Annotated in this window: 25 protein-coding genes; 15 read left to right on the top strand and 10 right to left on the bottom strand. The window is 51.7% G+C overall.

Translation table 11 applies throughout. The features are described 5' to 3' along the window. The first annotated feature begins 95 nt into the window (after positions 1 to 95). A complete protein-coding gene (locus KNP02_RS12725) occupies positions 96 to 1,877 on the top strand; it encodes a solute:sodium symporter family transporter (RefSeq protein WP_214709771.1) in 1,782 nt (593 codons plus the stop codon). Between the two features lie 39 nt (positions 1,878 to 1,916). Here the strand turns inward: KNP02_RS12725 and KNP02_RS12720 are convergent, their stop codons facing one another. Continuing rightward, the gene (locus KNP02_RS12720; protein WP_214709769.1) at positions 1,917 to 2,819 is read right to left on the bottom strand and encodes a sensor domain-containing diguanylate cyclase; all 903 of its coding nucleotides are present in this window, start codon (positions 2,817 to 2,819) and stop codon (positions 1,917 to 1,919) included. A 276-nt stretch (positions 2,820 to 3,095) separates the two neighbouring features. Between KNP02_RS12720 and KNP02_RS12715 the strand changes: the two genes are divergently transcribed. The 4 genes from KNP02_RS12715 to KNP02_RS12700 all read left to right on the top strand — a co-directional run bounded on the left by KNP02_RS12715 (position 3,096) and on the right by KNP02_RS12700 (position 5,386). Next, the gene (locus tag KNP02_RS12715) at positions 3,096 to 3,992 is read left to right on the top strand and encodes a serine hydrolase domain-containing protein (protein ID WP_353047326.1); all 897 of its coding nucleotides are present in this window, start codon (positions 3,096 to 3,098) and stop codon (positions 3,990 to 3,992) included. After that, entirely contained in the window at positions 3,989 to 4,375 is a 387-nt protein-coding gene (locus tag KNP02_RS12710) for a GNAT family N-acetyltransferase (protein WP_214709767.1), read from the top strand. The genes KNP02_RS12715 and KNP02_RS12710 overlap by 4 nt, the downstream gene beginning before the upstream one ends. Positions 4,376 to 4,386: 11 nt before the next feature. Then, entirely contained in the window at positions 4,387 to 5,091 is a 705-nt protein-coding gene (locus KNP02_RS12705) for an SDR family NAD(P)-dependent oxidoreductase (protein ID WP_214709765.1), read from the top strand. An 88-nt stretch (positions 5,092 to 5,179) separates the two neighbouring features. After that, the gene (locus KNP02_RS12700) at positions 5,180 to 5,386 is read left to right on the top strand and encodes a hypothetical protein (RefSeq protein WP_034779520.1); all 207 of its coding nucleotides are present in this window, start codon (positions 5,180 to 5,182) and stop codon (positions 5,384 to 5,386) included. A gap of 19 nt (positions 5,387 to 5,405) precedes the next feature. Here the strand turns inward: KNP02_RS12700 and KNP02_RS12695 are convergent, their stop codons facing one another. Beyond that, complete coding sequence (locus tag KNP02_RS12695) at positions 5,406 to 5,837, bottom strand: hypothetical protein (protein WP_034779522.1); 432 nt, start codon at positions 5,835 to 5,837, stop codon at positions 5,406 to 5,408. 146 nt (positions 5,838 to 5,983) lie between these two features. On the opposite strand from KNP02_RS12695, the gene KNP02_RS12690 reads away from it, so the two are divergent. Beyond that, a complete protein-coding gene (locus KNP02_RS12690) occupies positions 5,984 to 6,979 on the top strand; it encodes an MDR family oxidoreductase (RefSeq protein WP_214709763.1) in 996 nt (331 codons plus the stop codon). Between the two features lie 58 nt (positions 6,980 to 7,037). Here the strand turns inward: KNP02_RS12690 and KNP02_RS12685 are convergent, their stop codons facing one another. From KNP02_RS12685 to KNP02_RS12670, 4 genes are all read right to left on the bottom strand, one after another. Continuing rightward, the gene (locus tag KNP02_RS12685) at positions 7,038 to 7,382 is read right to left on the bottom strand and encodes a YflT domain-containing protein (protein WP_034779525.1); all 345 of its coding nucleotides are present in this window, start codon (positions 7,380 to 7,382) and stop codon (positions 7,038 to 7,040) included. A gap of 96 nt (positions 7,383 to 7,478) precedes the next feature. After that, entirely contained in the window at positions 7,479 to 8,939 is a 1,461-nt protein-coding gene (locus KNP02_RS12680) for a UDP-N-acetylmuramoyl-L-alanyl-D-glutamate--2,6-diaminopimelate ligase (protein ID WP_214709761.1), read from the bottom strand. Positions 8,940 to 9,094: 155 nt separating this feature from the next. Further along, positions 9,095 to 9,295, bottom strand: a complete 201-nt coding sequence (locus tag KNP02_RS12675; protein ID WP_029594536.1) for a helix-hairpin-helix domain-containing protein — start codon at positions 9,293 to 9,295, stop codon at positions 9,095 to 9,097. Continuing rightward, positions 9,292 to 9,525 carry a hypothetical protein gene (locus tag KNP02_RS12670; RefSeq protein WP_029594535.1) on the bottom strand — a complete coding sequence of 78 codons (234 nt, stop codon included), beginning with the start codon at positions 9,523 to 9,525 and terminating at the stop codon, positions 9,292 to 9,294. Before KNP02_RS12670 ends, KNP02_RS12675 begins: the two co-directional genes overlap by 4 nt. A 130-nt stretch (positions 9,526 to 9,655) precedes the next feature. Here KNP02_RS12670 and KNP02_RS12665 point away from each other — a divergent pair, with 130 nt between their 5' ends. Continuing rightward, a complete protein-coding gene (locus KNP02_RS12665; protein WP_251126428.1) occupies positions 9,656 to 9,871 on the top strand; it encodes a hypothetical protein in 216 nt (71 codons plus the stop codon). Between the two features lie 164 nt (positions 9,872 to 10,035). Further along, positions 10,036 to 10,308: a hypothetical protein gene (locus tag KNP02_RS12660; RefSeq protein ID WP_214709759.1), complete on the top strand. Its 273-nt coding sequence runs from the start codon at positions 10,036 to 10,038 to the stop codon at positions 10,306 to 10,308. A gap of 6 nt (positions 10,309 to 10,314) precedes the next feature. Here KNP02_RS12660 and KNP02_RS12655 read toward each other — a convergent pair whose 3' ends face one another. Next, positions 10,315 to 11,103, bottom strand: a complete 789-nt coding sequence (locus tag KNP02_RS12655; RefSeq protein WP_214709757.1) for an HAD family hydrolase — start codon at positions 11,101 to 11,103, stop codon at positions 10,315 to 10,317. Between the two features lie 62 nt (positions 11,104 to 11,165). Between KNP02_RS12655 and KNP02_RS12650 the strand changes: the two genes are divergently transcribed. The 5 genes from KNP02_RS12650 to KNP02_RS12630 all read left to right on the top strand — a co-directional run bounded on the left by KNP02_RS12650 (position 11,166) and on the right by KNP02_RS12630 (position 13,997). After that, positions 11,166 to 11,417 (top strand): hypothetical protein, encoded by a 252-nt coding sequence (locus KNP02_RS12650; RefSeq protein ID WP_214709755.1) that lies wholly within the window; start codon positions 11,166 to 11,168, stop codon positions 11,415 to 11,417. Positions 11,418 to 11,532: 115 nt separating this feature from the next. Continuing rightward, positions 11,533 to 12,090 (top strand): RNA polymerase sigma factor, encoded by a 558-nt coding sequence (locus KNP02_RS12645; RefSeq protein WP_214709753.1) that lies wholly within the window; start codon positions 11,533 to 11,535, stop codon positions 12,088 to 12,090. Next, positions 12,087 to 12,800 carry an anti-sigma factor gene (locus tag KNP02_RS12640; RefSeq protein ID WP_214709751.1) on the top strand — a complete coding sequence of 238 codons (714 nt, stop codon included), beginning with the start codon at positions 12,087 to 12,089 and terminating at the stop codon, positions 12,798 to 12,800. The genes KNP02_RS12645 and KNP02_RS12640 overlap by 4 nt, the downstream gene beginning before the upstream one ends. An 84-nt stretch (positions 12,801 to 12,884) precedes the next feature. Beyond that, positions 12,885 to 13,796, top strand: a complete 912-nt coding sequence (locus tag KNP02_RS12635; RefSeq protein ID WP_214709749.1) for a Gfo/Idh/MocA family protein — start codon at positions 12,885 to 12,887, stop codon at positions 13,794 to 13,796. 15 nt (positions 13,797 to 13,811) lie between these two features. Next, positions 13,812 to 13,997, top strand: coding sequence for a hypothetical protein (locus KNP02_RS12630; RefSeq protein ID WP_021065953.1), 186 nt, complete (start codon positions 13,812 to 13,814; stop codon positions 13,995 to 13,997). Between the two features lie 37 nt (positions 13,998 to 14,034). On the opposite strand, the gene KNP02_RS12625 is transcribed toward KNP02_RS12630, so the two are convergent. Continuing rightward, positions 14,035 to 14,952 carry a DMT family transporter gene (locus KNP02_RS12625; protein WP_214709747.1) on the bottom strand — a complete coding sequence of 306 codons (918 nt, stop codon included), beginning with the start codon at positions 14,950 to 14,952 and terminating at the stop codon, positions 14,035 to 14,037. A 326-nt stretch (positions 14,953 to 15,278) separates the two neighbouring features. On the opposite strand from KNP02_RS12625, the gene abc-f reads away from it, so the two are divergent. After that, positions 15,279 to 17,117 (top strand): ribosomal protection-like ABC-F family protein, encoded by a 1,839-nt coding sequence (gene abc-f / locus KNP02_RS12620; protein WP_214709745.1) that lies wholly within the window; start codon positions 15,279 to 15,281, stop codon positions 17,115 to 17,117. Positions 17,118 to 17,132: 15 nt separating this feature from the next. Here the strand turns inward: abc-f and KNP02_RS12615 are convergent, their stop codons facing one another. Beyond that, positions 17,133 to 17,294: a hypothetical protein gene (locus KNP02_RS12615; protein WP_214709743.1), complete on the bottom strand. Its 162-nt coding sequence runs from the start codon at positions 17,292 to 17,294 to the stop codon at positions 17,133 to 17,135. Positions 17,295 to 17,391: 97 nt separating this feature from the next. On the opposite strand from KNP02_RS12615, the gene KNP02_RS12610 reads away from it, so the two are divergent. Beyond that, complete coding sequence (locus tag KNP02_RS12610; RefSeq protein ID WP_214709741.1) at positions 17,392 to 17,724, top strand: hypothetical protein; 333 nt, start codon at positions 17,392 to 17,394, stop codon at positions 17,722 to 17,724. Positions 17,725 to 18,283: 559 nt separating this feature from the next. On the opposite strand, the gene KNP02_RS12605 is transcribed toward KNP02_RS12610, so the two are convergent. Continuing rightward, a complete protein-coding gene (locus tag KNP02_RS12605) occupies positions 18,284 to 19,138 on the bottom strand; it encodes an HAD family hydrolase (protein ID WP_214709739.1) in 855 nt (284 codons plus the stop codon). Positions 19,139 to 19,312 lie beyond the last annotated feature (174 nt).

The raw sequence follows: 19,312 nt of genomic DNA, 5'->3' as shown, positions 1-19,312 counted from the left end.
TTTACAAAAGAGAAAACGGGAAATAATCATACTTCGTGAAGGGTAGTTATGAAAAAGTACTTATAAATAAGAAGAAGTTGAGGGAGGGAATGTCGTTGACCATTCAACAAGTTGTTTACATATTGATCACAGGGGCTCTCTTCATGGGTCTCGTCGCATATGTGTCATACCGCATGACGAAAGGAAAAGTCGAGAGTGCCGACGATTATTTCTTGGCTGGACGTGGTCTCACCGGTCTATTCATCGCCGGATCGCTCTTATTAACGAACTTATCAGCCGAGCAGTTGATTGGCTTAAACGGGCAATCGTTCGCCGGCAACATGTCGGCCATGGCTTGGGAAGTCACAGCCGGAATCGCCGCCATCATCATGGCGCTCTTTTTACTGCCGCGTTTTCTCGGAATCGGTATTTCGACGATTCCTGAATTTTTGAGCCAACGGTATGACGAGGACGTCCGCCGCTTGACGGTCCTGTTGTTCTTGTTCGGATATATGTGCGTCACGATCCCATCGATGCTCTATTCCGGCGGACTGGCCGTCCTACAACTGTTTGACGTACCGGAATTACTCGGCATCAGCTTCGAGCAGTCGCTCTGGCTCGTCATTTGGTTCATCGGGATTATCGGAGCGGTTTACGCCATTTTCGGCGGACTCCGCGCCGTCGCCGTCTCCGACACGTTGAACGGAATCGGCTTGATCATCATCGGTTTCCTCGTCCCGACGCTCGGCTTCATCGCGCTCGGTGACGGCAACCTCGTCGATGGGATGAAGACGATTGCAACCGAGAATCCAGAGAAACTGAACGCAATCGGTTCAGAGAACGATTCCGTCCCGTTCTTGTCCATCTTCACAGGGATGATTTTCGCGAATTTATTCTACTGGGCGCTCAATCAATACGTCATCCAACGGGCGCTCGGGGCGAAGAACTTGGCCGAGGGTCAAAAAGGGGTGCTTTTCACCGGCTATTTGAAGTTGCTCGTCCCGATTTTCATGTTGCTCCCGGGGATTATCGCGTTCCATCTGTATGGCACGAACGTCGATAAAGCGGACCTCGCTTATCCGAGCTTGATTGCCGACTTGTTGCCGATGTGGCTCATGGGCTTCTTCCTCGCCGTCTTGCTCGGTGCCGTGTTCAGCTCGTTCAACTCGTTGCTCAATAGTATCGCCACCTTATTCGTGCTCGATATTTATAAGCCAAAGTTCAAACCGGACGCGTCTGACAAAGATTTGATTCGTGTCAGCAAATGGTTTGGGACGTTCGTCGCGCTCGTCTCGTTCTTCGTCGCTCCAAACTTGATGTATGCACCGGACGGACTGTGGGACTTGATTCGCCGTTTCACCGGTTTCTTCAATATCCCGATTCTCGTCATCGTCTTAATCGGGATGCTCGTGAAGCGTGTACCGCCGATTGCTGCGAAACTCGTCATCGGCTTCCACGTCGTCACGTATTACTTCCTCGTCTGGGGAACGGAGCAGTGGTTCGGCTTCGACCTCGGTATCAATTTCATTCACATTTATGGGATTTTGTTCGTTCTCGAGACAGCCATCATGCTCGTGTTCGCGAAAGTTCGTCCGATGCAACACATCAATCCGATTCGCATCGACCTCGGTCGCGTCAAACCTTGGCGCCATGCCATCTCGACGTCAATCATCCTGATTGCTTCGATGGTGTTCGTCTACTTCGTCTTCTCACCAATCGGTCTCGCCTACGCGGACGGGATCGTGTCGAGCTGGTTCTGGCCAGCGACGCTCGCTTTGGTCGCGACGACGAGTGGGCTCGTCTGGACATCGTATCGCTACTGGTTGCCGCGTTATGAGGCATACTTGAACAATCTCGATACGACAGACACCGAGCGTGAAGAAGCGATGGGTGAATAATATATTTAGACAAACAGACACGTTCCTTGCTGATATCTTTTAGCAAGGAACGTGTCGATTTGTCTTACTTCTATTCTTCTGTTTATACATGTTTTGGTCCGCTTGATCATATAATTTCTTGAAATCGTTTAACTGCTCCTCCCAAGCTGCACCGACAGCGGCTGAAATATCATTCGATTCAAACATGCTCCTAATGGAGACCGTCAAATCTAACAATTCATCTTGTTGTAGTTGATCAGTTAATACAACAAATTCGTCCCCTCCAATCCGATAAACGTTTTCGCTTAACCCTTGCAAGAGGAGTCCCGTTTTCTGAAGTAACTGATCACCAGCCGAATGACCTTGATGGTCATTAATTTTCTTCAAATCATTTAAATCGATGACTATCAATCCTACTTTTTTAAAAGAAAGACGATCAATTGTTTCGTTAAAGGCACGTCGGTTCAAAACCCCAGTGAGTTCGTCATGACGGCTCACATATTCTAACTCCTCACGTTTCATTACAGCCGCTTCTACATTCCGAATGATTCCTTGTACAGCTACAATCTCACCATTTTTATAGATTGGGGTTGTGTATTCTTCAAAACGTAAGTAACGACCGTCATTAGTGCGCCAACGTTGCGAGATAGCCTCATCGTAACTCATCTTTCCTGAAACTTTATTCATGAGAAGTTGATAATCATCTGGGTGAATACGACGAAAACAATCATCTGGATTTTCATAGTTTTCCGCTACAACGCCCTCACCTAGATACAAATCAAGGGAAGGACTTATGTAACGAAAACGAAACGTCGGTTTGACTTCAAATATATAGATGACATCTTTAACGTGGTTACCGAAATGTGCAAAGGCTCCGTCCACCTCTTTACGTGATTGAAGTGTCTTCTGCGCAACAAGTACCAAAATCAATCCAACTAATAAACCTAACCAAAATTGTTCCATGTTTTCCCGCTCCCCATCTAAACGTACTATTCTATCGTATCATGTTAGCGAAACGCCGCCTGTACCTTTTCCATTATTTAGGTTAATGTTTAAATGTAACGTTCATTTGTTGATGAATGTAAACTTAAACTTAAAATTAGAAGTTGGAGGTCAACCATGAATCCTGACTGGTCACGCTATGAAGTTTCATCTACTTTTTCTGGATCGGCGCTCGTCATGCGACAAGACGACATCCTGTTCGAACTTCAGCAAGGCTAAGCGAATCGGGCCGAACAAATCGAAAATCAAACGTCGACCCGCTTCGGCATCGCTTCGGGCTGTAAGCTGTTCACAGCGATTGCCATCTGCCAGCTCGTCGAACAAGGAAAATTGTCGTTTACGTCGACACTCCGCGAGAGTTTGGACATCGACTTCCCCCGATTTGACCCAGCCGTGACAGTTGAACAGTTGCTCACCCACACGTCCGGCATCCCCGACTATTTCGACGAATCTGTCATGGACGATTTCGAGGAATTGTGGCGACAGCGTCCAATGTATCACATCAGACAGCTACGTGACTTTCTCCCGATGTTCCAGCACAAACCGATGCGACAAGAACAGGGCATGTTCCAATACAATAATGCCGGGTATATCCTGCTCGGCCTCATCATCGAACAAGCGAGCAGGTTGACGTTCTCGGACTATATCGAACGATTCGTGTTCAAACCGGCCGACATGACCGATTCGGGGTACTTCTCCCTCGATGCCTTACCAGCGCACACGGCGCTCGGGTATATCGACCACGCGGACGGCTCTTGGCGGACGAACCACTACTCGATTCCCATAAAAGGCGGCGCGGACGGCGGTGCGTTCGTGACGGCACAAGATATGGCCAAACTTTGGAACGCCCTGCTCGCTCATCGCCTACTTGATGAGGAGATGACATCACGACTGCTGACTCCTCATGTGAAGATAAACGACAAAGGCGTACATTATGGCTACGGTCTGTGGATTCAATTGGACGCGAATCGACACGTCTTCAAATATCATGTCATGGGCTATGACCCCGGCGTCAGTTTTCATTCTGCTTACTATCCGGCCACAGACATCGTCTCGGTCGTCTGTTCGAACGAGTCAGACGGGGCGTTCGACCTCATGAAAGTCATCGAACAGAAAGCAGGTGTGTCTTCTTGAACATCCGCCCATACGAAGAACGTGACTTCGAACAGATTCAAGCGTTGAATGAAACGGAAGGTTGGAGTCAACTCGTCCGACAACACGAGTTGACGAAACAGGTGTGGCGGCAATCGAACGTCGCCTATGTCGTCGAGTCAGAAGGACAGGTGATCGCCTACTTGCTTGGATTGACCGACACGACCGTGAGCCTGTACGTGTGCGAACTGCTCATCGCGGCCTCGCACCGTCGCCTCGGGATTGGCGAGCGACTGCTGTCACACGTGCATGCGCTCTACCCCGAAACGCGCCTCGAGATGCTCGCGAGCGCTTCATCCCACACGTACTACGAGAAATTGAATTTCCGCCCGTTTTACGGGTATCGAAAGACGATTCACGAATAGGAGGAACTGTCATGAAACTAGCCATTGTGACCGGTGCATCGCGCGGCCTCGGCCGTGCCATCGCCGAAGAACTATTGAAGCGTGATTACGAGGTCGTCAATTTTTCACGGACGCAGGCGACCGATGCTTTGTTCCGTCACGTCAAGGTCGACTTAGCTGATCCGACAAGCACACTGGCCGCAATTGGACAGATGAAGCCGCTCATCGAGACGGCAACGTCTTTGCTCGTCGTCCAAAATGCGGCGTTGATTGAACCGATTCATCGGGCCGGTCAATTGGACGCTGCGCAGCTCATCGCCCACGTCCAAGCCAACCTGCTCGCCCCGATGCTCTTGACAAACGCGGTGCTCGCATGCGACCTGCCCGTCTCGCTCATCCATGTGACCTCTGGGGCCGCCAAGCGCCCCATCTCGGGCTGGAGTGCCTATTGTGCAACGAAAGCCGGGCTCGATCATTTCACCGAGACGGTCGCCCTTGAATTGACCGATACGGACGACAAGGTCGCCTTGTTCAATCCAGGCGTCATGGACACCGCGATGCAGGAAAGCATTCGGGCCTCGTCAGAAGACGCGTTCCGTGACGTTGAACAGTTCCGCTCCTATGTGACGGAAGGACGATTGCGCACCCCTGAAACGGTCGCCCGCATCTTGGCGAAACACTTGCTAGACGAGCCGTTCGAGAATGGCAAGACATATTCGGTGTATGACCTAGACTGATTTTTCACCTGGTATAAAATTCAGCCACCCTTTTTAGGTTCAACCGCCTACACTAGAGACAGATGAAATGAGAAAGGGTGGCTAAGTCATGAAGACGATTGCAGGAGGATTATTATTTTTCGGCTTGTTCAGTCTCGGATTGTCGTTCACGATGATTGGGGACACGGCGATTGTCGGAGCGATGGTGAGCGGTGTCGCCATCTTATGTAGCGTCGGACTTTGGTTCGGAGCAACAGAAGTAACGCGCATCCGTGTTGCTCTCCTCGACAGCAAAAAAACGTCTTTCCCTGAATGAGGGAAAGACGTTTTTAGATTCATTGATTGTCTTCTTCTTCGTAATCATCATCAGCATATTCCTCGAAATCGTACTCTTCGAAGTCCGCTTCATCGATAAAGATGTCGCGGTCATTGACGACGTGAATCGGACCGTTGGCCACATCGATTCGAATCGTCCATGCCCATGGAATGCGCAATCGGCTATAAACACCTGTCCAGAATTCCATCGATTCTTGCTCGTATCGTTCGAACTCTGCCAGCAACTCTTTAAAGGTTACCCCTGACAACTGAAAGTTTGAGTCTTGGATTCGCTCGAGCGCATTATGTGTCGCCTCGAGTTCCGCCGCACGTACCATCTCTTCGGCCGTTGCCATCTCAAGAATGGTACCATCCGGTGGCAGAATGTCGTATACGTTGAACAATTCGCCTTCTTCTACTTCTTCATCAAACTCATAGTCGTCGTGCCGCATGCTTCATTCCTCCTCACTCTAGTTGAATCTCTTTCATTGTACCATTCCACTCCCTGTTAGAACGAAACATTCGTGTATATATTTTGGCAGGTAGGGAATCATAACAAAGGAATAGAATACGGATCAGCGAAAGGGGCCAATTGACCATGAACGAATCATTTCAAGCACTCGTCCTCGACAAGACCGATGACCATCTTCACGCCAAGGTGACGGACGTCAAACTCGACGCGCTTCCAAAAGAAGAAGACGGTAACGTCCTCGTCGAGGTCCATTATTCCGCACTCAATTATAAGGACGCCCTCGGTCTTACCGAACCCGGAAAAATCATTAATCAATACCCGTTCATCCCTGGATGTGAATTTGTCGGCAAGGTCGTCGAGTCCGATCATCTCGACTTCAAAGCCGGCGATGAAGTCATCGCCACCGGTTTCGGGATCGGCGAACGACACTTCGGCGGATTCAGTCAATTTGCACAAGTTCCCGGAAACTGGCTTGTAAAACTGCCTGAAGGTATGGACATGCGTGATGCCATCACAATCGGGACACCTGGATTGACAGCCATGCTTTCAATCGATGCGCTTGAGTCCGCTGGCGTTCGACCAGGGGAAGAAGTGCTAGTAACAGGTGCAACTGGAGGCGTAGGCAGTTTTTCGATTATCTTACTTCATAAACTTGGCTATCACGTCATCGCATCCACAGGAAAGACAGACTCCCCTTATTTGCAAGCACTTGGCGTTGACACCGTCATCGATCGACACGAGCTTGAGGGAGCGGTTCGTCCGTTAGCTCGACAGCGGTTTGACGCGGCAATCGATTCGATTGGCGGGGCCACTCTTGCGAATATTTTGAGTCAAACGCGTTATGAAGGTGCCGTTGCAGCTTGCGGACTTGTCGGCGGTTCCGACCTTCCAACAACTGTTTATCCGTTTATTTTGCGCGGAGTCAAATTAATCGGCATCGACTCGGTCATGCAACCCATCGTACGTCGTCTGAAGGCGTGGGAACGACTGGATGAGCTGCTTGATTCTAACGTGCTCAACCATATGATTCATGAGATTCCGTTGCATGACATCCCTCGCCACGCTGAGGCGATGATGCGCGGCGAACTGAGCGGTCGGACCGTCGTTCGGATCCATGACTAACAAACAGGGCTGAATCCATCGATTCAGCCCTGTCTCTGTATTCTCCATGGTGGTGGAATTATAACGTGAATCCGGCTGGTGCGTCTTTGACGACGACGATCACCTTGCCTTGGTCTAATTTTTTCTCGAGTTGATCCGCTTCGGTCGATGAGAAGCCGAGCTGTTCGAATTGGGCTCGAAGCTCGTCCCCTTTTTTACGGAACACATTTTTCGCGGCCGTCCCCAGGCCGACGTCTGATGCCGTCACCGTATTCGCGTCGGCATTATCGGCCACACGGTCGGTCCGGTCATCGTCATGGGTGATGACATAAATGTGCTTGTCCTCAATCCCTTTCGCTTTCATCGATTGAATGGCGGTCACGACTTCTTCATCATTTGTGAACTCTTTGTACAAAACTGACATGTGTAGTTCCCTCCTTCGATAGCGTTACAGTAAGAGTAATTACCTTCTTTTCCTAAAATGACACATTAAAAAACGATGACAGCTGTCATCGTTTCGTTAAACGGCCGGTTCTTGGCCTTTTAATTTTTTTAATTCATCGAGCAAGATGTCCGATTCGTTGAACGGAATCGACTCTTGTCCGACTCGTTCGACATGGTCATGACCTTTTCCGACGACGACGATCCGTTTCCCGACGAGCGCTTGTTGCGCTGCATGGCGCAAGGCATCTCGCCGTTCCTCGAACGTCACGTAATGCGTGTTCGAATCAACACCTTCGAGCAATCCATCGATGATGTGCCTCGGGTCTTCCGTCCGCACGTCATGTACTGTCACGATTAAATCGTCTGAATAGCGGCTCGCGATTCGACCCATCTCTGCCCGCTTCGTCGGATCTCGGTCTCCGGCCGCACTCAAGACGACAACGAGTTCACGTTCCCCTTGCTGAAGCGTCGATAGACACTTCTCGAGACCATCAGGCGTATGGGCATAATCGAGATAAATCTCGGCGTCTTCCGTATCGAGTCGTTCGAGCCGACCTTTCGGAAGCGTGAGTCCCGGCACGTTGGCGATGATGGAGCGCAACATCAGTTCCGACGTCGAGACGAGACCGATGGCCGCAGCCAGGTTGGCGGCGTTGAATGCGCCCATGAAGCGGACCGGCGCCTCAATCGTCAGTGCGTTCATTTTGACGACTACCGTTTGGTCATGCCAAATGACTTGGATATCGGCCGGTACGTCCGCATGCGTGCTATACATGATACGTCGACGGGTCGGGGCAAAGGCGGCCATCGTTTTACTGGCCGGGTCTTCGGCGTTCAAAATAATGGCGTCCCCGTCTGTCGTTTCGACTTGTTCGAATAATCGGGCTTTGGCCCGGGCGTACTCGTCCATTGAGCGATGGTAATCCAAGTGGTCATGCGTCAAGTTCGTGAACGCCGCCGCGTGAAATCGGACGCCTTCGACACGTCCTTCCATCATTGCATGCGAGGAGACTTCGACGACACAGTCGGTCACGCCGGCATCCGCCATCTCGGCCAAAATACGATGTAAGACGACGGCTTCCGGCGTCGTATTTGGTGTTTTTAATGTTTGATCTTTATAACGTGCTCCAATCGTACTGACAATCCCGACCGGTCGTCCGGACAGACGAAATAGATCATATGTCAATGTCGCGGTCGTCGTTTTGCCATTCGTACCGGTGACACCGTAAATACGCATCCGATGTGAAGGGTGGTCATAAAAGGCACTGGCCACCACGCCGGCTGTCCGCTTCGTGTCCGCGACGACAAGGTTCGGCACCTCAAGATCAAGCGGGTATTCCGAGATGACAGCAACCGCTCCTTTGGAGACGGCATCCTCAGCGAATTCATGTCCGTCCACCGTATAACCGCGGATACAGATAAATAAATTCCCTGGACTGACCTTTCTGGAATCTGTCTCAATTCCGGTCACCCATGGATCGCGTTCGATGTCATCCATCTCATTTTCTAGAATGGCGGATAAACGTTTCGTCCTCATGCTGTGTACTTCCTTTCTCATGGGTGTCGCTAGGTTCGCAAACCTTATCGTCATAGTACTAGATATTAGGCTGTAATGGAGATGACAAATATATTACTTCCCTTTTTACGTGCAATGCAATCGCCCAACCAAAAAATTCCTAGTCCAGGACGGGACTAGGAATGTATCTCGCTGTCGGTGAACCGAAGTCCTTGCTCATGAAGCGCGGTTTCCAAGATTCGCAGCACACTTGGCCCGACCCCATGTAAGGCCGCAATCTCTTGCTTCGTATACGTGGCCAACTGTTCGAGCGTATCGATATAGGCGGCCTTGAGCGCCCGTTCGGCCGGCGCCGAACATTTCGGAAGTGGTGTCATCCAATTCCCTCCTCTCGTCCTGAATCTCGTTCGATCGTCGGGAGACAGGCGAGGACACGTTCCATACAAAATGTCCGACGGGCCTTCTTGCGTATATCCCATGCGACAAGTCGATCGCCTTGCAGCTTCATCAGTTTGACGCGTCGCTTTGAAATGACCCCGTTCCGATCGATATACACCATTTCTACGACTTGTCCGTTCCGCATCCAACGCATGACCTCTTGCCTCATCTGATCTCCCTCCTTTTGTCACCTTTATTATATCGAACATTTGTTCGTAATTCCAGTCTAGAGGTGTGCGTTTGAGCGATTTGCCGTATGCTAGAAGAAATGAATCTTTTGCGAAAGGAGTACGCCCGTTATGACATATGTCATGTTGGCCGTTTTGGCCATCGTCCTATTCATCTCCATGATTTATACCGCCAAAGCCTTGCCAAATTTGCGAAATGTCTTATTCAACCGCGGCAGCCTGTTCGGCCAAGACACCGAGACCGTCACGTGTCCGAACTGTAAGAAAACGTTCAAACGGTCCGGTGGGAACACCCAGACATGCCCTCACTGCTATACGTCGTTTTAACCCAAAAACACCCGCCTGGCCGCTAGACGCGGACCTCGGGTGTTTTTTGAATGTGCTCGAATCAGCAAGTAACCGTTTACGCTCACCTTATAAGAGAAATAAGAAGGTTCCGTCATTTTCCCGCAACTTAACCCGAGATAGTCTCATTCTTAAAGGAGTTCACCATGTCATTCATATCCGATCACGATTTATACGCACGATTGTTAAACCGCGACACTTCCGCGCTCGAACTGCTGTACGACCGCTATGAGCGCATCTTATATTCGCTCACCCACCGCTTGACGACGCGAGCCGACTGGGCCGAGGCCGTCCTATTCGAGGTGTTCACCGAGCTTTGGAAGCAGCGTCTCCCGCTCGATTTGACGACCCACCGGCTGAAAACTCATTTGTTCGAGCGGGTGGAGACCGCAGCGCTACGTCTAGTTGCCAGCGCTTGAGTTCGTCTATCGCATCGCTCGATGCAACACTTCTAGAATCCCATCCGCATACATGCCCTCGGTGACACGACCATGTTCTCGTTTGGCTTCTTCCGTCCCGTTGCCAAGCACATAGCCGTTACCGACATACCCCAACATTCCTAAATCGTTCCCACTGTCCCCGAACGCGTAGGCGTGCTCGGTTTGAAACGTATATCGGTCGCACACGTAGTCGACTGCAGCGACTTTCCCCGCCCCTCGTGGGATGAAATCAATATCGTAGGCGTCTGCCGGATCCCCGGCGAGCGGGTTGCAACGACTGACGTTGACCGCGATTCCGAAGTCACCGGCACTCGAACGAATATGCTCGAGCTCCTGTGCGCTCTTGCCGAAGTAATAATAATTGTGCATCCAGCCGCTTGTGCCAAGATTCGTCTGTGGTTCAATCGTGAGTGTTCGCCCTAGCCTGTCGACGACTTGGGTGACGCGGTCTGAAAAATCATCGGGAAACCGTGACGAATAACCGGGATCAAGCTCCAGTTGTCCGGACGCCGTCACTTGATACAGCTCTGTCCCGAGACTCACCGCGATTCGATGTGGGAAGTAACGCATCTCGGCCCGCTTCACTTTCTCCATAATCGTCTCGAGCGAACTCCCCGTCACCCACATCGTCGATAAGCGATGTGAATGATGATCGAGAAAATCTTCGAGTTGCCGCAAGTGCTCCAACTGCTTTGCGGAACAAGCATGCGGGAAGTACGTCTCGTCGAAATCAAAACAGATGAGCGTCCGTCCTTCCTTTGTAAATCGTTTCATCGTCATCCTCCTTGTGTCGCCATACCCCTTCTCGTATAGTAAAAGGAGAAAGGACGTGCAACATGAAAAATCGTTTAAGCCGCTACTACTGTCAGTATAGCGGAATCGTGATCGGGTTCGGACTTGTCTTCGCCTTTTTGTTCGGCATACGGACATATTCATTTTGGCAACAATGGCTCCCGAACGGATTTGCGCTTCTCATCACATTCCTCACAGCAATGCTGTTTAGTTACGTGACGTATCGACTGCTCTGTGCCTTGAATTTGAAACTCTTTCACCGACTCGGCGACGCGACATCGACATGCTCCCGTTAAACACGGGACTACATAACGACCGTTCACAAAATAGTCACCTCAAATAGGCATCCATTTCACGGTTTCATCCGTTAGATCAATACAAGGGATTCCCTTATGGATAAAGGAGACAGCCATGACTGATATTGAATTGTACGAGCGCGTCAGGCAAAAAGACAAACAAGCGCTCGAGGCACTTTATGATCGCTATGAACGAATCCTGTATGCCTTTGTCATGCAGTTGACGAAAGACCGCGACCTCGCCGAAGAAGCGATGCAGGAAGTATTCATCAAACTATGGCGCGGCGGCGTATATGATGACTCAAAAGGAAAATTCAAATCGTGGCTGTTCACGATGAGCCGTCACGTCACGATCGACTTGATTCGCAAACGAAAACCCGACCTGCAACTAGACGAGTCTTACGCTGAAGCCATCCCGGCCCCGGCCCCGTCCGTCGAGACCGAGGTCGAATGGCAAGAAGAGCGAACGCAAATCGAGACGGCGATGGCCGAGCTTCCGGTCGAGCAACAACAAGTCGTCCGTCTCATGTATTTCCAAGGGCTCAGCCAACAAAAGATCGCCGATGCGTGTGGCATCCCGCTCGGCACCGTAAAAGGAAGGATTCGATTAGCGTTGAAACAGTTACGAAGGCATCTATCCCATGATTTGATCGATAAGGAGGTGGAACGATGAACGCTTGTGACCAATTGATTGATTATTTCAACCAGCATTTGACGGAAGACGAACGCATCCGGTTCGAAGCGCATCTCGCGACATGTCAATCGTGTCAAGAAGAGCTCGAACAACTCGAGGCCCTCGTCGGCGGCGTCGCGTTCCTCTCTGAACCGGCTGAACCACCGAGCGGGATGAAGGCACGCATCCTCGACAACGTGTTCGCAGAAGACGATACGGAGACAGCGTCGAAACCAGACGAACCGACCCCGATCACACCGTTCACTGCCAAGAAGAAGAACCAGAAGACGCCCTGGGGAGCGCTCGCTCTCGCAGCCGCACTCATGCTCTCCTTGATCGGGAACGGCTACCTGCTATTGAACCAAGATGACCCGAGCGGCATCGCCTTGACCGAGACCGTCCCGCTCGAAGGCGAATCGGAAGGCGTGGCTTACCTCGCCGAACAGGACGGCCAGCGCCAGCTCATCGTCCAAACGAACGGACTCGATGCGCTCGAAGCGAACGAGGTATATCAAGTTTGGCTCATAAAAGACGACTCCCCGATTCCGACCGGGGCGTTCGTGACGGATGCTAAAGGCAACGGGACCGTCATCTATACACTCGATTCGACTGAATCGGAGACGGACTGGGATACCGTCGCTGTCACGAAAGAACCCGAACGCGGTAACACGGCACCCGAGGGCGACATCGTCCTCATTGCCAGCTTATAAGCAAGAACCGAATGACCTGACGCACCGCGCGTACGTGTCATTCGGTTCTTTTTTCGTTATGATGATAGAAAAGGAGTGGTACATATGCGTCAGCCTAAAATTGGTGTCGTCGGTCTCGGCGGCATCGCTCAGAAAGCGTACTTACCGATTTTATCGAACAGCACATCGTTCGAACTGATCGGTGCCTATTCTCCGACCGTCGCCAAACGCGACGCGATCTGTCGGGCCCATCGGATGGAGTCATTCACAGGACTTCCCGAGCTTGCGGCGTCCGTCGATGCGGCGTTCGTCCACAGTTCGACCGAGACGCATTTCGACGTCGTCTCCTATCTGCTCGCACACGGTGTCGATGTGTATGTCGATAAACCACTCGCTGCGACAATCGAACAGGCGGAACGTCTCGTCGAGCTGGCCGAGCAGACGAACCGGAAGCTCATGGTCGGTTTCAATCGCCGCTTCGCCCCGATGTATCAGCACGTGAAAGAAGCCGCTCCGTTCCGCACGCTCGACTTCGTCAAGCATCGCGGGGACGGTTTGCGCGGCCACGACTATCAGTTCACGTTGCTCGACGATTATTTACACGTCGTCGACACGATCCGGTATCTCACCGGAAGCGAGTTGCGTCTAGTCACAGGGCATTTGGAGAAGACCGAAGCGAACGAGCTTCATTTCGCCCGCCACGTCTGGCAAGACGAATACGGACTGCACACGACATCGATGCACCGCAAGGCCGGGACCAATCACGAAGGGCTGAGCGCCATCCGGGACGGACTTCGCGTGACGGTCGATGAGATGGTGACGCTTCAGCGCTTCGAGCACGGCGCCCATTCGACGAAGACGTTCGGGTCATGGGACACACTCTTGACTCAACGAGGCTTTCAAGGAGCGATCGACCACTTTATCTCGGCGTTGACCGACGATACGGCCATCATGACGGACGGTCGTGAGGCGCTCCTCACACAACAGCTGGTGACGGATTTGTTCGGCTCACACTAAAAGGAGGCGTATCAAATGGATTTCTTTTTCTACATCATGGTCATCGTCGTCGTGTCCATCGCCGCAGACACGTTCAACAAGACACGGAAGGCGCGTTTAGAAGAACTTCGACTCAAAATCGAGCAAGAGAAACTCGCGATTCAGCGGCTCGAACTCGAGATGAAGCGCGACGAAGACAAACTCGATCATCACGGATTTTAAAAAGACGATCGGCCCAGAGCGGGTCGGTCGTCTTTGGTTATAAGATATGGCGCTCCTCAGCTTGACGTGTCTCGCGGACACGCTTTTGCCGTCGTTCGGTGAGTGTCGACCAGGTGACGGCCGTGATGATGCAGGCGGCACCGATGAAGAAGTTGCGGTCGAGCCGTTCGTCGAGGACGAGCCAGCCGAGGTAACCCCCGACGAGCGGTTGGAAGAAGAAAAACAGCGACCCGACGCTCGCATCCATGAGTTCGATCCCTTTGTTCCAAAAGAAGAACGCCCCGGCCGTCGAAATGATGCCAACGTATAACACGCTGAGCCACAACACCGTGGTCATATCCGGTAAACCGGATGCAGCCACTTCCATTCCCATGAGCGGCGTCATCAATACGAAGGCGATGCCGATGGCGAACGTCGTGATCGTTAACGACGACATCGTCTCGGAAGCGATTTTCACATAGATGGACATGAGCGCCCACGTGATGGCGGCACCGACCAAGACGAGACTACCGATGAAATACGTGCCTTCGACGTGCCAGCCGACGACGATGATGACCCCGAGCGACGCCAACAGAAGTGACCCGATTTTGACAGGTGTGAGCCGCTCTTTCAAGATCAACCGGGCGAAGATCACCATGAACGCCGGCGTCGCCGCCGTCACAAGCGATCCGGTATGGGCATTTGAGAGTTTCGTGCCGATAAATTGAAAGGAAATCGAGGCGACATAGCCGACGACTCCGACGAGCGCAATCCACTTCCAGGCGCCCCTGGCAATCTGCTCGCGTCCGAACGCCCACCACATTATAAACAGGACGACAAAAGCGACGGCGTAACGCATCCAGACGAGCGTGAACGGTTCGATATAGCCGAGCGCATACTTACTGACGACGTACATCCCGCCCCAAATGCTGGCGGCGAGCGTTAAACTGATAGCACCGAGCCATTCCTTGCGCATAGCGTCTCTCCTTTCTGATGCCTAAACAATACGACACCGTTTCCTGAAATTCCTGTCTCTCTAGTTGTCGAACTGACCGAAATCGCTTACAATGAGCGTAATGATGATAGAAAGGAGGGAGAAAGGTGAACTTTGTCGGACGTACGCATTGGTCAACAGAACATTTGTACATTTTGCGTGCGATTTTTCACGATGTCGCGTAACCACAGGACCCGTCTGTCCTTTTTTAGACATTGCTGAAATACGACAAAGCGCCTCTCTTTCTTGCCGAGCGCTTCTTTGCGCTCGGTTTTTTTGATAGGCCTCTACTTTAGGAGGAACCATCTATGTTAATCGAATTACAACATATTCAAAAACAATTCGGCGGCCACGCCGTCTTAATCGATGCCAATCTTCAGGTAAACGCAGGCGAGCGAATCGGGCTCGTCGGACGGAACGGGAGCGGCAAGACAACACTCCTACACCTCATCGTCGGCGCCGATTCGCCCGACGAAGGGACGATCTATCGAAAACAACGGCTGACGATTGGCTATTTGGCCCAGATTCCTGCCCATCCCGGTAAATCAGGGCGAGACGTACTCTATACCGCGTTCGCCGAGTTGACGAGACTCGGTGACGAGATGCGACGACTCGAGGAACAGATGATCTCAAGTGACGACATCGACTCACTCCTCGAGACGTACGGCGCCCTGCAGATGCGCTATGAGAACGGCGGCGGCTATGCCATCGATTCGAAAGTGAATGCGATGATCGATGGATTACGGCTCACAAGTTTCGTCGACCGCCCATTCGACACACTCAGCGGCGGAGAACGGACCAAAGTCGGGCTCGCCTTGGCGTTGCTCCAAGAGCCGGAACTGCTCATCCTCGACGAACCGACGAACCATCTCGATTTAGAAGCGATGACTTGGCTCGAGTCATTCCTGCGTGACAGTCCGTCCACGCTTCTCCTCGTCTCACACGACCGCGTGTTTCTCGACGCCGTCGCCACACGCATCGTCGAATGTGAGGACGGGGAGTTGGCTAGTTTTGATGGCAACTACAGCGCGTTCGTCGCCCAAAAAGAAAAGAAGTTGCTCGATCAATTCCATGCCTATACGGAGCAACAAAAGAAAATCAAGAAGATGAAGGAAACGATTCGACAGCTAAGACAGTGGGCGAACGAAGGCAATCCACCGAACGAGAAGTTTTATCGGCGCGCCAAATCGATGGAGAAAGCGCTCGCCCGCATCGAGACGATCAAAAAACCACGACTCGAGGCCGTTCAACCGGACATTCAGTTCACGGCTCAGGGGCGGACCGGACGCGATGTGTTCGAGGCGACCGACGTGACGGTCACTTACGACCGGACCGTCTTCGAACACGTCTCGTTCTACGCCGGTCATGGCGAACGCATCGCCATCGTCGGCCCAAATGGGAGCGGCAAGTCGACCCTGTTGAAAGTATTGCTCGGTCACCTCGAACCGGCGACAGGCGAGGTGCGACGAGCGGAACGGGCCCAAATCGGCTACTTGTCCCAACACATCGACTTTGATGACTCCCATCGGCTTATCGAGGCGTTCCGTGACCGCATCGCTGTCGATGAAGGGAAGGCCCGTCAATTGCTGGCCCAATTCCTCTTCTATGGCGCGAGCGTCTTCAAACCGGTCAAAGATTTGAGCGGCGGTGAGAAGATGCGGCTCATGCTCGCCATCCTCATGCACGAGGACATCAACGTGCTCGTGTTAGACGAACCGACGAACCATCTCGACATCGAAGCGCGTGAGGCACTCGAAGACGCACTCGACCGTTTTACCGGCACGCTCGTCGCCGTCTCACACGACCGCTACTTCTTGAGCAAGCTGTTCCCGATCACGTATTGGCTTGATGGGACAGCGACACATTTCCCGGGAAACGTGTCGTATGCGCTCGAGAAACGGCAACATGAAATGAACACAGAGGTCGCCGTTCCTAAACCGAAACTCGTGAAACCGAAGCAAGAAACGACTCGCGACACCTCAGTTGATGAAGCTCGCCTGACCGAGCTCGAAGCATCACATCAAGCACTCCTGCACCAGATGAATGAGACGAACGATTTAAAAGAATTAATGACGTTGCAGCAACAAGCCGATGCGCTCCAAGCAGACATCGACACATTGTTGAATCAGTTGCTCGAATCGATTTAATCAAAAACGACGCCCTTAGCGGCGTCGTTTTTGTTCGAACCAAGCTTGGACAAGAAAGCCCGTCACGCCAAGCGCCATCAAAAAATAGGGCACGATACGTGGGACAGCATCCGTTTCCCCCATCATCATGAGGATCAATCCGCTCACGAACGTCCCGAGCCAATATATTTTCGGCATGTCGTCACTCCTCTACATTTTTTTCTTGTAATTTGTCAGAATTTTTCGTAAAATATTTTGAAATTCTTATTTACAGATATGGAAAGGAGACGCGCTCATGCCAAAACGAAACTGGGAGACGATTCTCCGATTCACCCTCGTCGTCACCATCACGGCCGCTACTTTCCTCTACGTCCGCTACTCGACCGAAATTAAAGAACGCGAACGTGCCTTAGAGCAGTACCTTGCGACTCATTATAACATTTCGGCGGAAACCTATTCGATTGACGGTACCCTTTCCTTAAGCGGCTACGTCTATGATGTGACGTTCGAAGACGAACCTGGCGTCGCTTACACGTTTCAGGTCGAACAGGCCGCAGACGGCCATCGTGTGAAGTTTGAACGAGCAGATGGCAAACAACCGGATCGGGTCGCCACGTTCGCCCCATAAGAAAAAGCGCCACGTATCGTGGCGCTTAACGGTGAGCGATTCTAGTAGAGCGGACTTTCATCCGACCGAGAAAGTTCCCAGTCGACCGTCCCGTGCAATCAATCGATACGTGCTAGAAAATGGACGCGGTTCAGAACGTGATTTCGGAGCATTCGTTCGTCTGAACATCAATCTGGCCCTGCACAGAGACATTGCCTCCAAAACGGCCATAACTGCGTTTCGACGTAATAAGGTTGAGATCCATCATGAACCTCATCATGCCCACCTGTTTTGAAACACCGAGCTTCCTAGACGTTTTGCCTCCCACATATCCTTTTTGTCTGCCCCTCACCTCTCGCGCGAGGTCAGGTGGACGACAGTTTGAATCAGGAGATCACCTAGTCCGCCGGTCTTTCAACCAACTTGTCTCTCGTTTCACCGAGCCGGCCTCAGTCAAACAACGATTGAATCTTCGTTTCATCCGTTGCCCCCTTTCAGCTCAACACGTTGAATGAGGACTACACTAATACATTAACCGTTTTACGTGACATCGAATCCCTGTTCACCATTTCTTCAAAATTTAGTCGTCGATATAATGGTCGAGCGCATAGGCGACGCCATCGTCCTCAACATCCTTCGTGATATGGGTGCTGATGTCTTTCAACGGATCGACGGCGTTCCCCATCGCAATCCTCGTTTCCGCCACTTCGAACATCGAGATGTCGTTCAAATTGTCCCCGATGGCCACAATATCCGCTTGTGGAATGCCGTGATGCTCTGCCAACTGCGTCAAGGCCATCCCTTTGCTCGCATTCGGATGACCGATCTCGATTTTTGTCCAGCCTGCCGTCGTGATCAAAATGTCGGTCCGAGGCTCATACAGTTTCCGGAGCTCGTGCAGTTTGCGCCGATCGAATGAATAGACAAAGACTTTGTACACTTCGTCGGCCTCAAAGTCGATGTCCTCGATCGCATCAACATAGGTCAGCCCGAACTGTTCGTTTTGAATCTCAATCTCCCGCTCGCCCCATTCTCGTGTGAACGATTGGTCGTGCGGCAACACCTCATCCAACTCGCCCTTCAGTAAATCGGTACCCGAACGGAGTACTTTCACCCCGGCATTCGTATAAAATTCGACATACGCTCCGTGCTCATGGGCCACATCCCACAACTCCTGTACGACGTCTTTCGGGAGCGCGTGGTAATAAATGCGTTCGTTCTCATAGAAAGCGATTGCCCCGTTCCCGGACAAGATTGGACAAGTCAATCTGCTCCGTCGCAGCAACTCTTCGATATCGTGAATCGATCGGCCCGAAGAGATGGCGACCAAATCTCCCTCGGCTTGGCGACGCCGGATTGCGTCTTGGTTCGTTTCTGTGATGACACCAGTTCGAGACAATAACGTCCCGTCTAAATCGATGGCAATCAATTTCATGTTCCAATCTCCTTTCAAACGCGTCTCATCATTCCATTCCCCGAATTCATCCATCTCAATGCAAAGAAAACACCATTCTGGCATAGAGGGCACTGAAAAACTTCAAATGATTTTGAACAGATGAGCGTCGTCCCGTTTGGGATGACGCTCATCTGTTTTCCTTGTCCTTCAGCC

The sequence above is a fragment of the Exiguobacterium sp. s40 genome, assembly GCF_018617905.1.
GTDB lineage: Bacteria > Bacillota > Bacilli > Exiguobacteriales > Exiguobacteriaceae > Exiguobacterium > Exiguobacterium mexicanum_A.
This window is presented reverse-complemented; position numbering and strand designations above follow the sequence as displayed.

Bases quoted from the DNA above. Each gene is read 5' to 3' on its own strand.
- KNP02_RS12665 (WP_251126428.1), top strand. From the start codon at position 9,656: ATGACATATGTCATGTTGGCCGTTTTGGCCATCGTCCTATTCATCTCC.
- KNP02_RS12670 (WP_029594535.1), bottom strand. From the start codon at position 9,525: ATGAGGCAAGAGGTCATGCGTTGGATGCGGAACGGACAAGTCGTAGAA.
- KNP02_RS12700 (WP_034779520.1), top strand. From the start codon at position 5,180: ATGAAGACGATTGCAGGAGGATTATTATTTTTCGGCTTGTTCAGTCTC.
- KNP02_RS12635 (WP_214709749.1), top strand. From the start codon at position 12,885: ATGCGTCAGCCTAAAATTGGTGTCGTCGGTCTCGGCGGCATCGCTCAG.
- KNP02_RS12625 (WP_214709747.1), bottom strand. From the start codon at position 14,952: ATGCGCAAGGAATGGCTCGGTGCTATCAGTTTAACGCTCGCCGCCAGC.
- KNP02_RS12650 (WP_214709755.1), top strand. From the start codon at position 11,166: ATGAAAAATCGTTTAAGCCGCTACTACTGTCAGTATAGCGGAATCGTG.
- KNP02_RS12610 (WP_214709741.1), top strand. From the start codon at position 17,392: ATGCCAAAACGAAACTGGGAGACGATTCTCCGATTCACCCTCGTCGTC.
- KNP02_RS12675 (WP_029594536.1), bottom strand. From the start codon at position 9,295: ATGACACCACTTCCGAAATGTTCGGCGCCGGCCGAACGGGCGCTCAAG.
- KNP02_RS12705 (WP_214709765.1), top strand. From the start codon at position 4,387: ATGAAACTAGCCATTGTGACCGGTGCATCGCGCGGCCTCGGCCGTGCC.
- KNP02_RS12695 (WP_034779522.1), bottom strand. From the start codon at position 5,837: ATGCGGCACGACGACTATGAGTTTGATGAAGAAGTAGAAGAAGGCGAA.
- KNP02_RS12645 (WP_214709753.1), top strand. From the start codon at position 11,533: ATGACTGATATTGAATTGTACGAGCGCGTCAGGCAAAAAGACAAACAA.
- KNP02_RS12615 (WP_214709743.1), bottom strand. From the start codon at position 17,294: ATGCCGAAAATATATTGGCTCGGGACGTTCGTGAGCGGATTGATCCTC.
- abc-f (WP_214709745.1), top strand. From the start codon at position 15,279: ATGTTAATCGAATTACAACATATTCAAAAACAATTCGGCGGCCACGCC.
- KNP02_RS12605 (WP_214709739.1), bottom strand. From the start codon at position 19,138: ATGAAATTGATTGCCATCGATTTAGACGGGACGTTATTGTCTCGAACT.
- KNP02_RS12630 (WP_021065953.1), top strand. From the start codon at position 13,812: ATGGATTTCTTTTTCTACATCATGGTCATCGTCGTCGTGTCCATCGCC.
- KNP02_RS12640 (WP_214709751.1), top strand. From the start codon at position 12,087: ATGAACGCTTGTGACCAATTGATTGATTATTTCAACCAGCATTTGACG.
- KNP02_RS12655 (WP_214709757.1), bottom strand. From the start codon at position 11,103: ATGAAACGATTTACAAAGGAAGGACGGACGCTCATCTGTTTTGATTTC.
- KNP02_RS12720 (WP_214709769.1), bottom strand. From the start codon at position 2,819: ATGGAACAATTTTGGTTAGGTTTATTAGTTGGATTGATTTTGGTACTT.
- KNP02_RS12690 (WP_214709763.1), top strand. From the start codon at position 5,984: ATGAACGAATCATTTCAAGCACTCGTCCTCGACAAGACCGATGACCAT.
- KNP02_RS12660 (WP_214709759.1), top strand. From the start codon at position 10,036: ATGTCATTCATATCCGATCACGATTTATACGCACGATTGTTAAACCGC.
- KNP02_RS12680 (WP_214709761.1), bottom strand. From the start codon at position 8,939: ATGAGGACGAAACGTTTATCCGCCATTCTAGAAAATGAGATGGATGAC.
- KNP02_RS12685 (WP_034779525.1), bottom strand. From the start codon at position 7,382: ATGTCAGTTTTGTACAAAGAGTTCACAAATGATGAAGAAGTCGTGACC.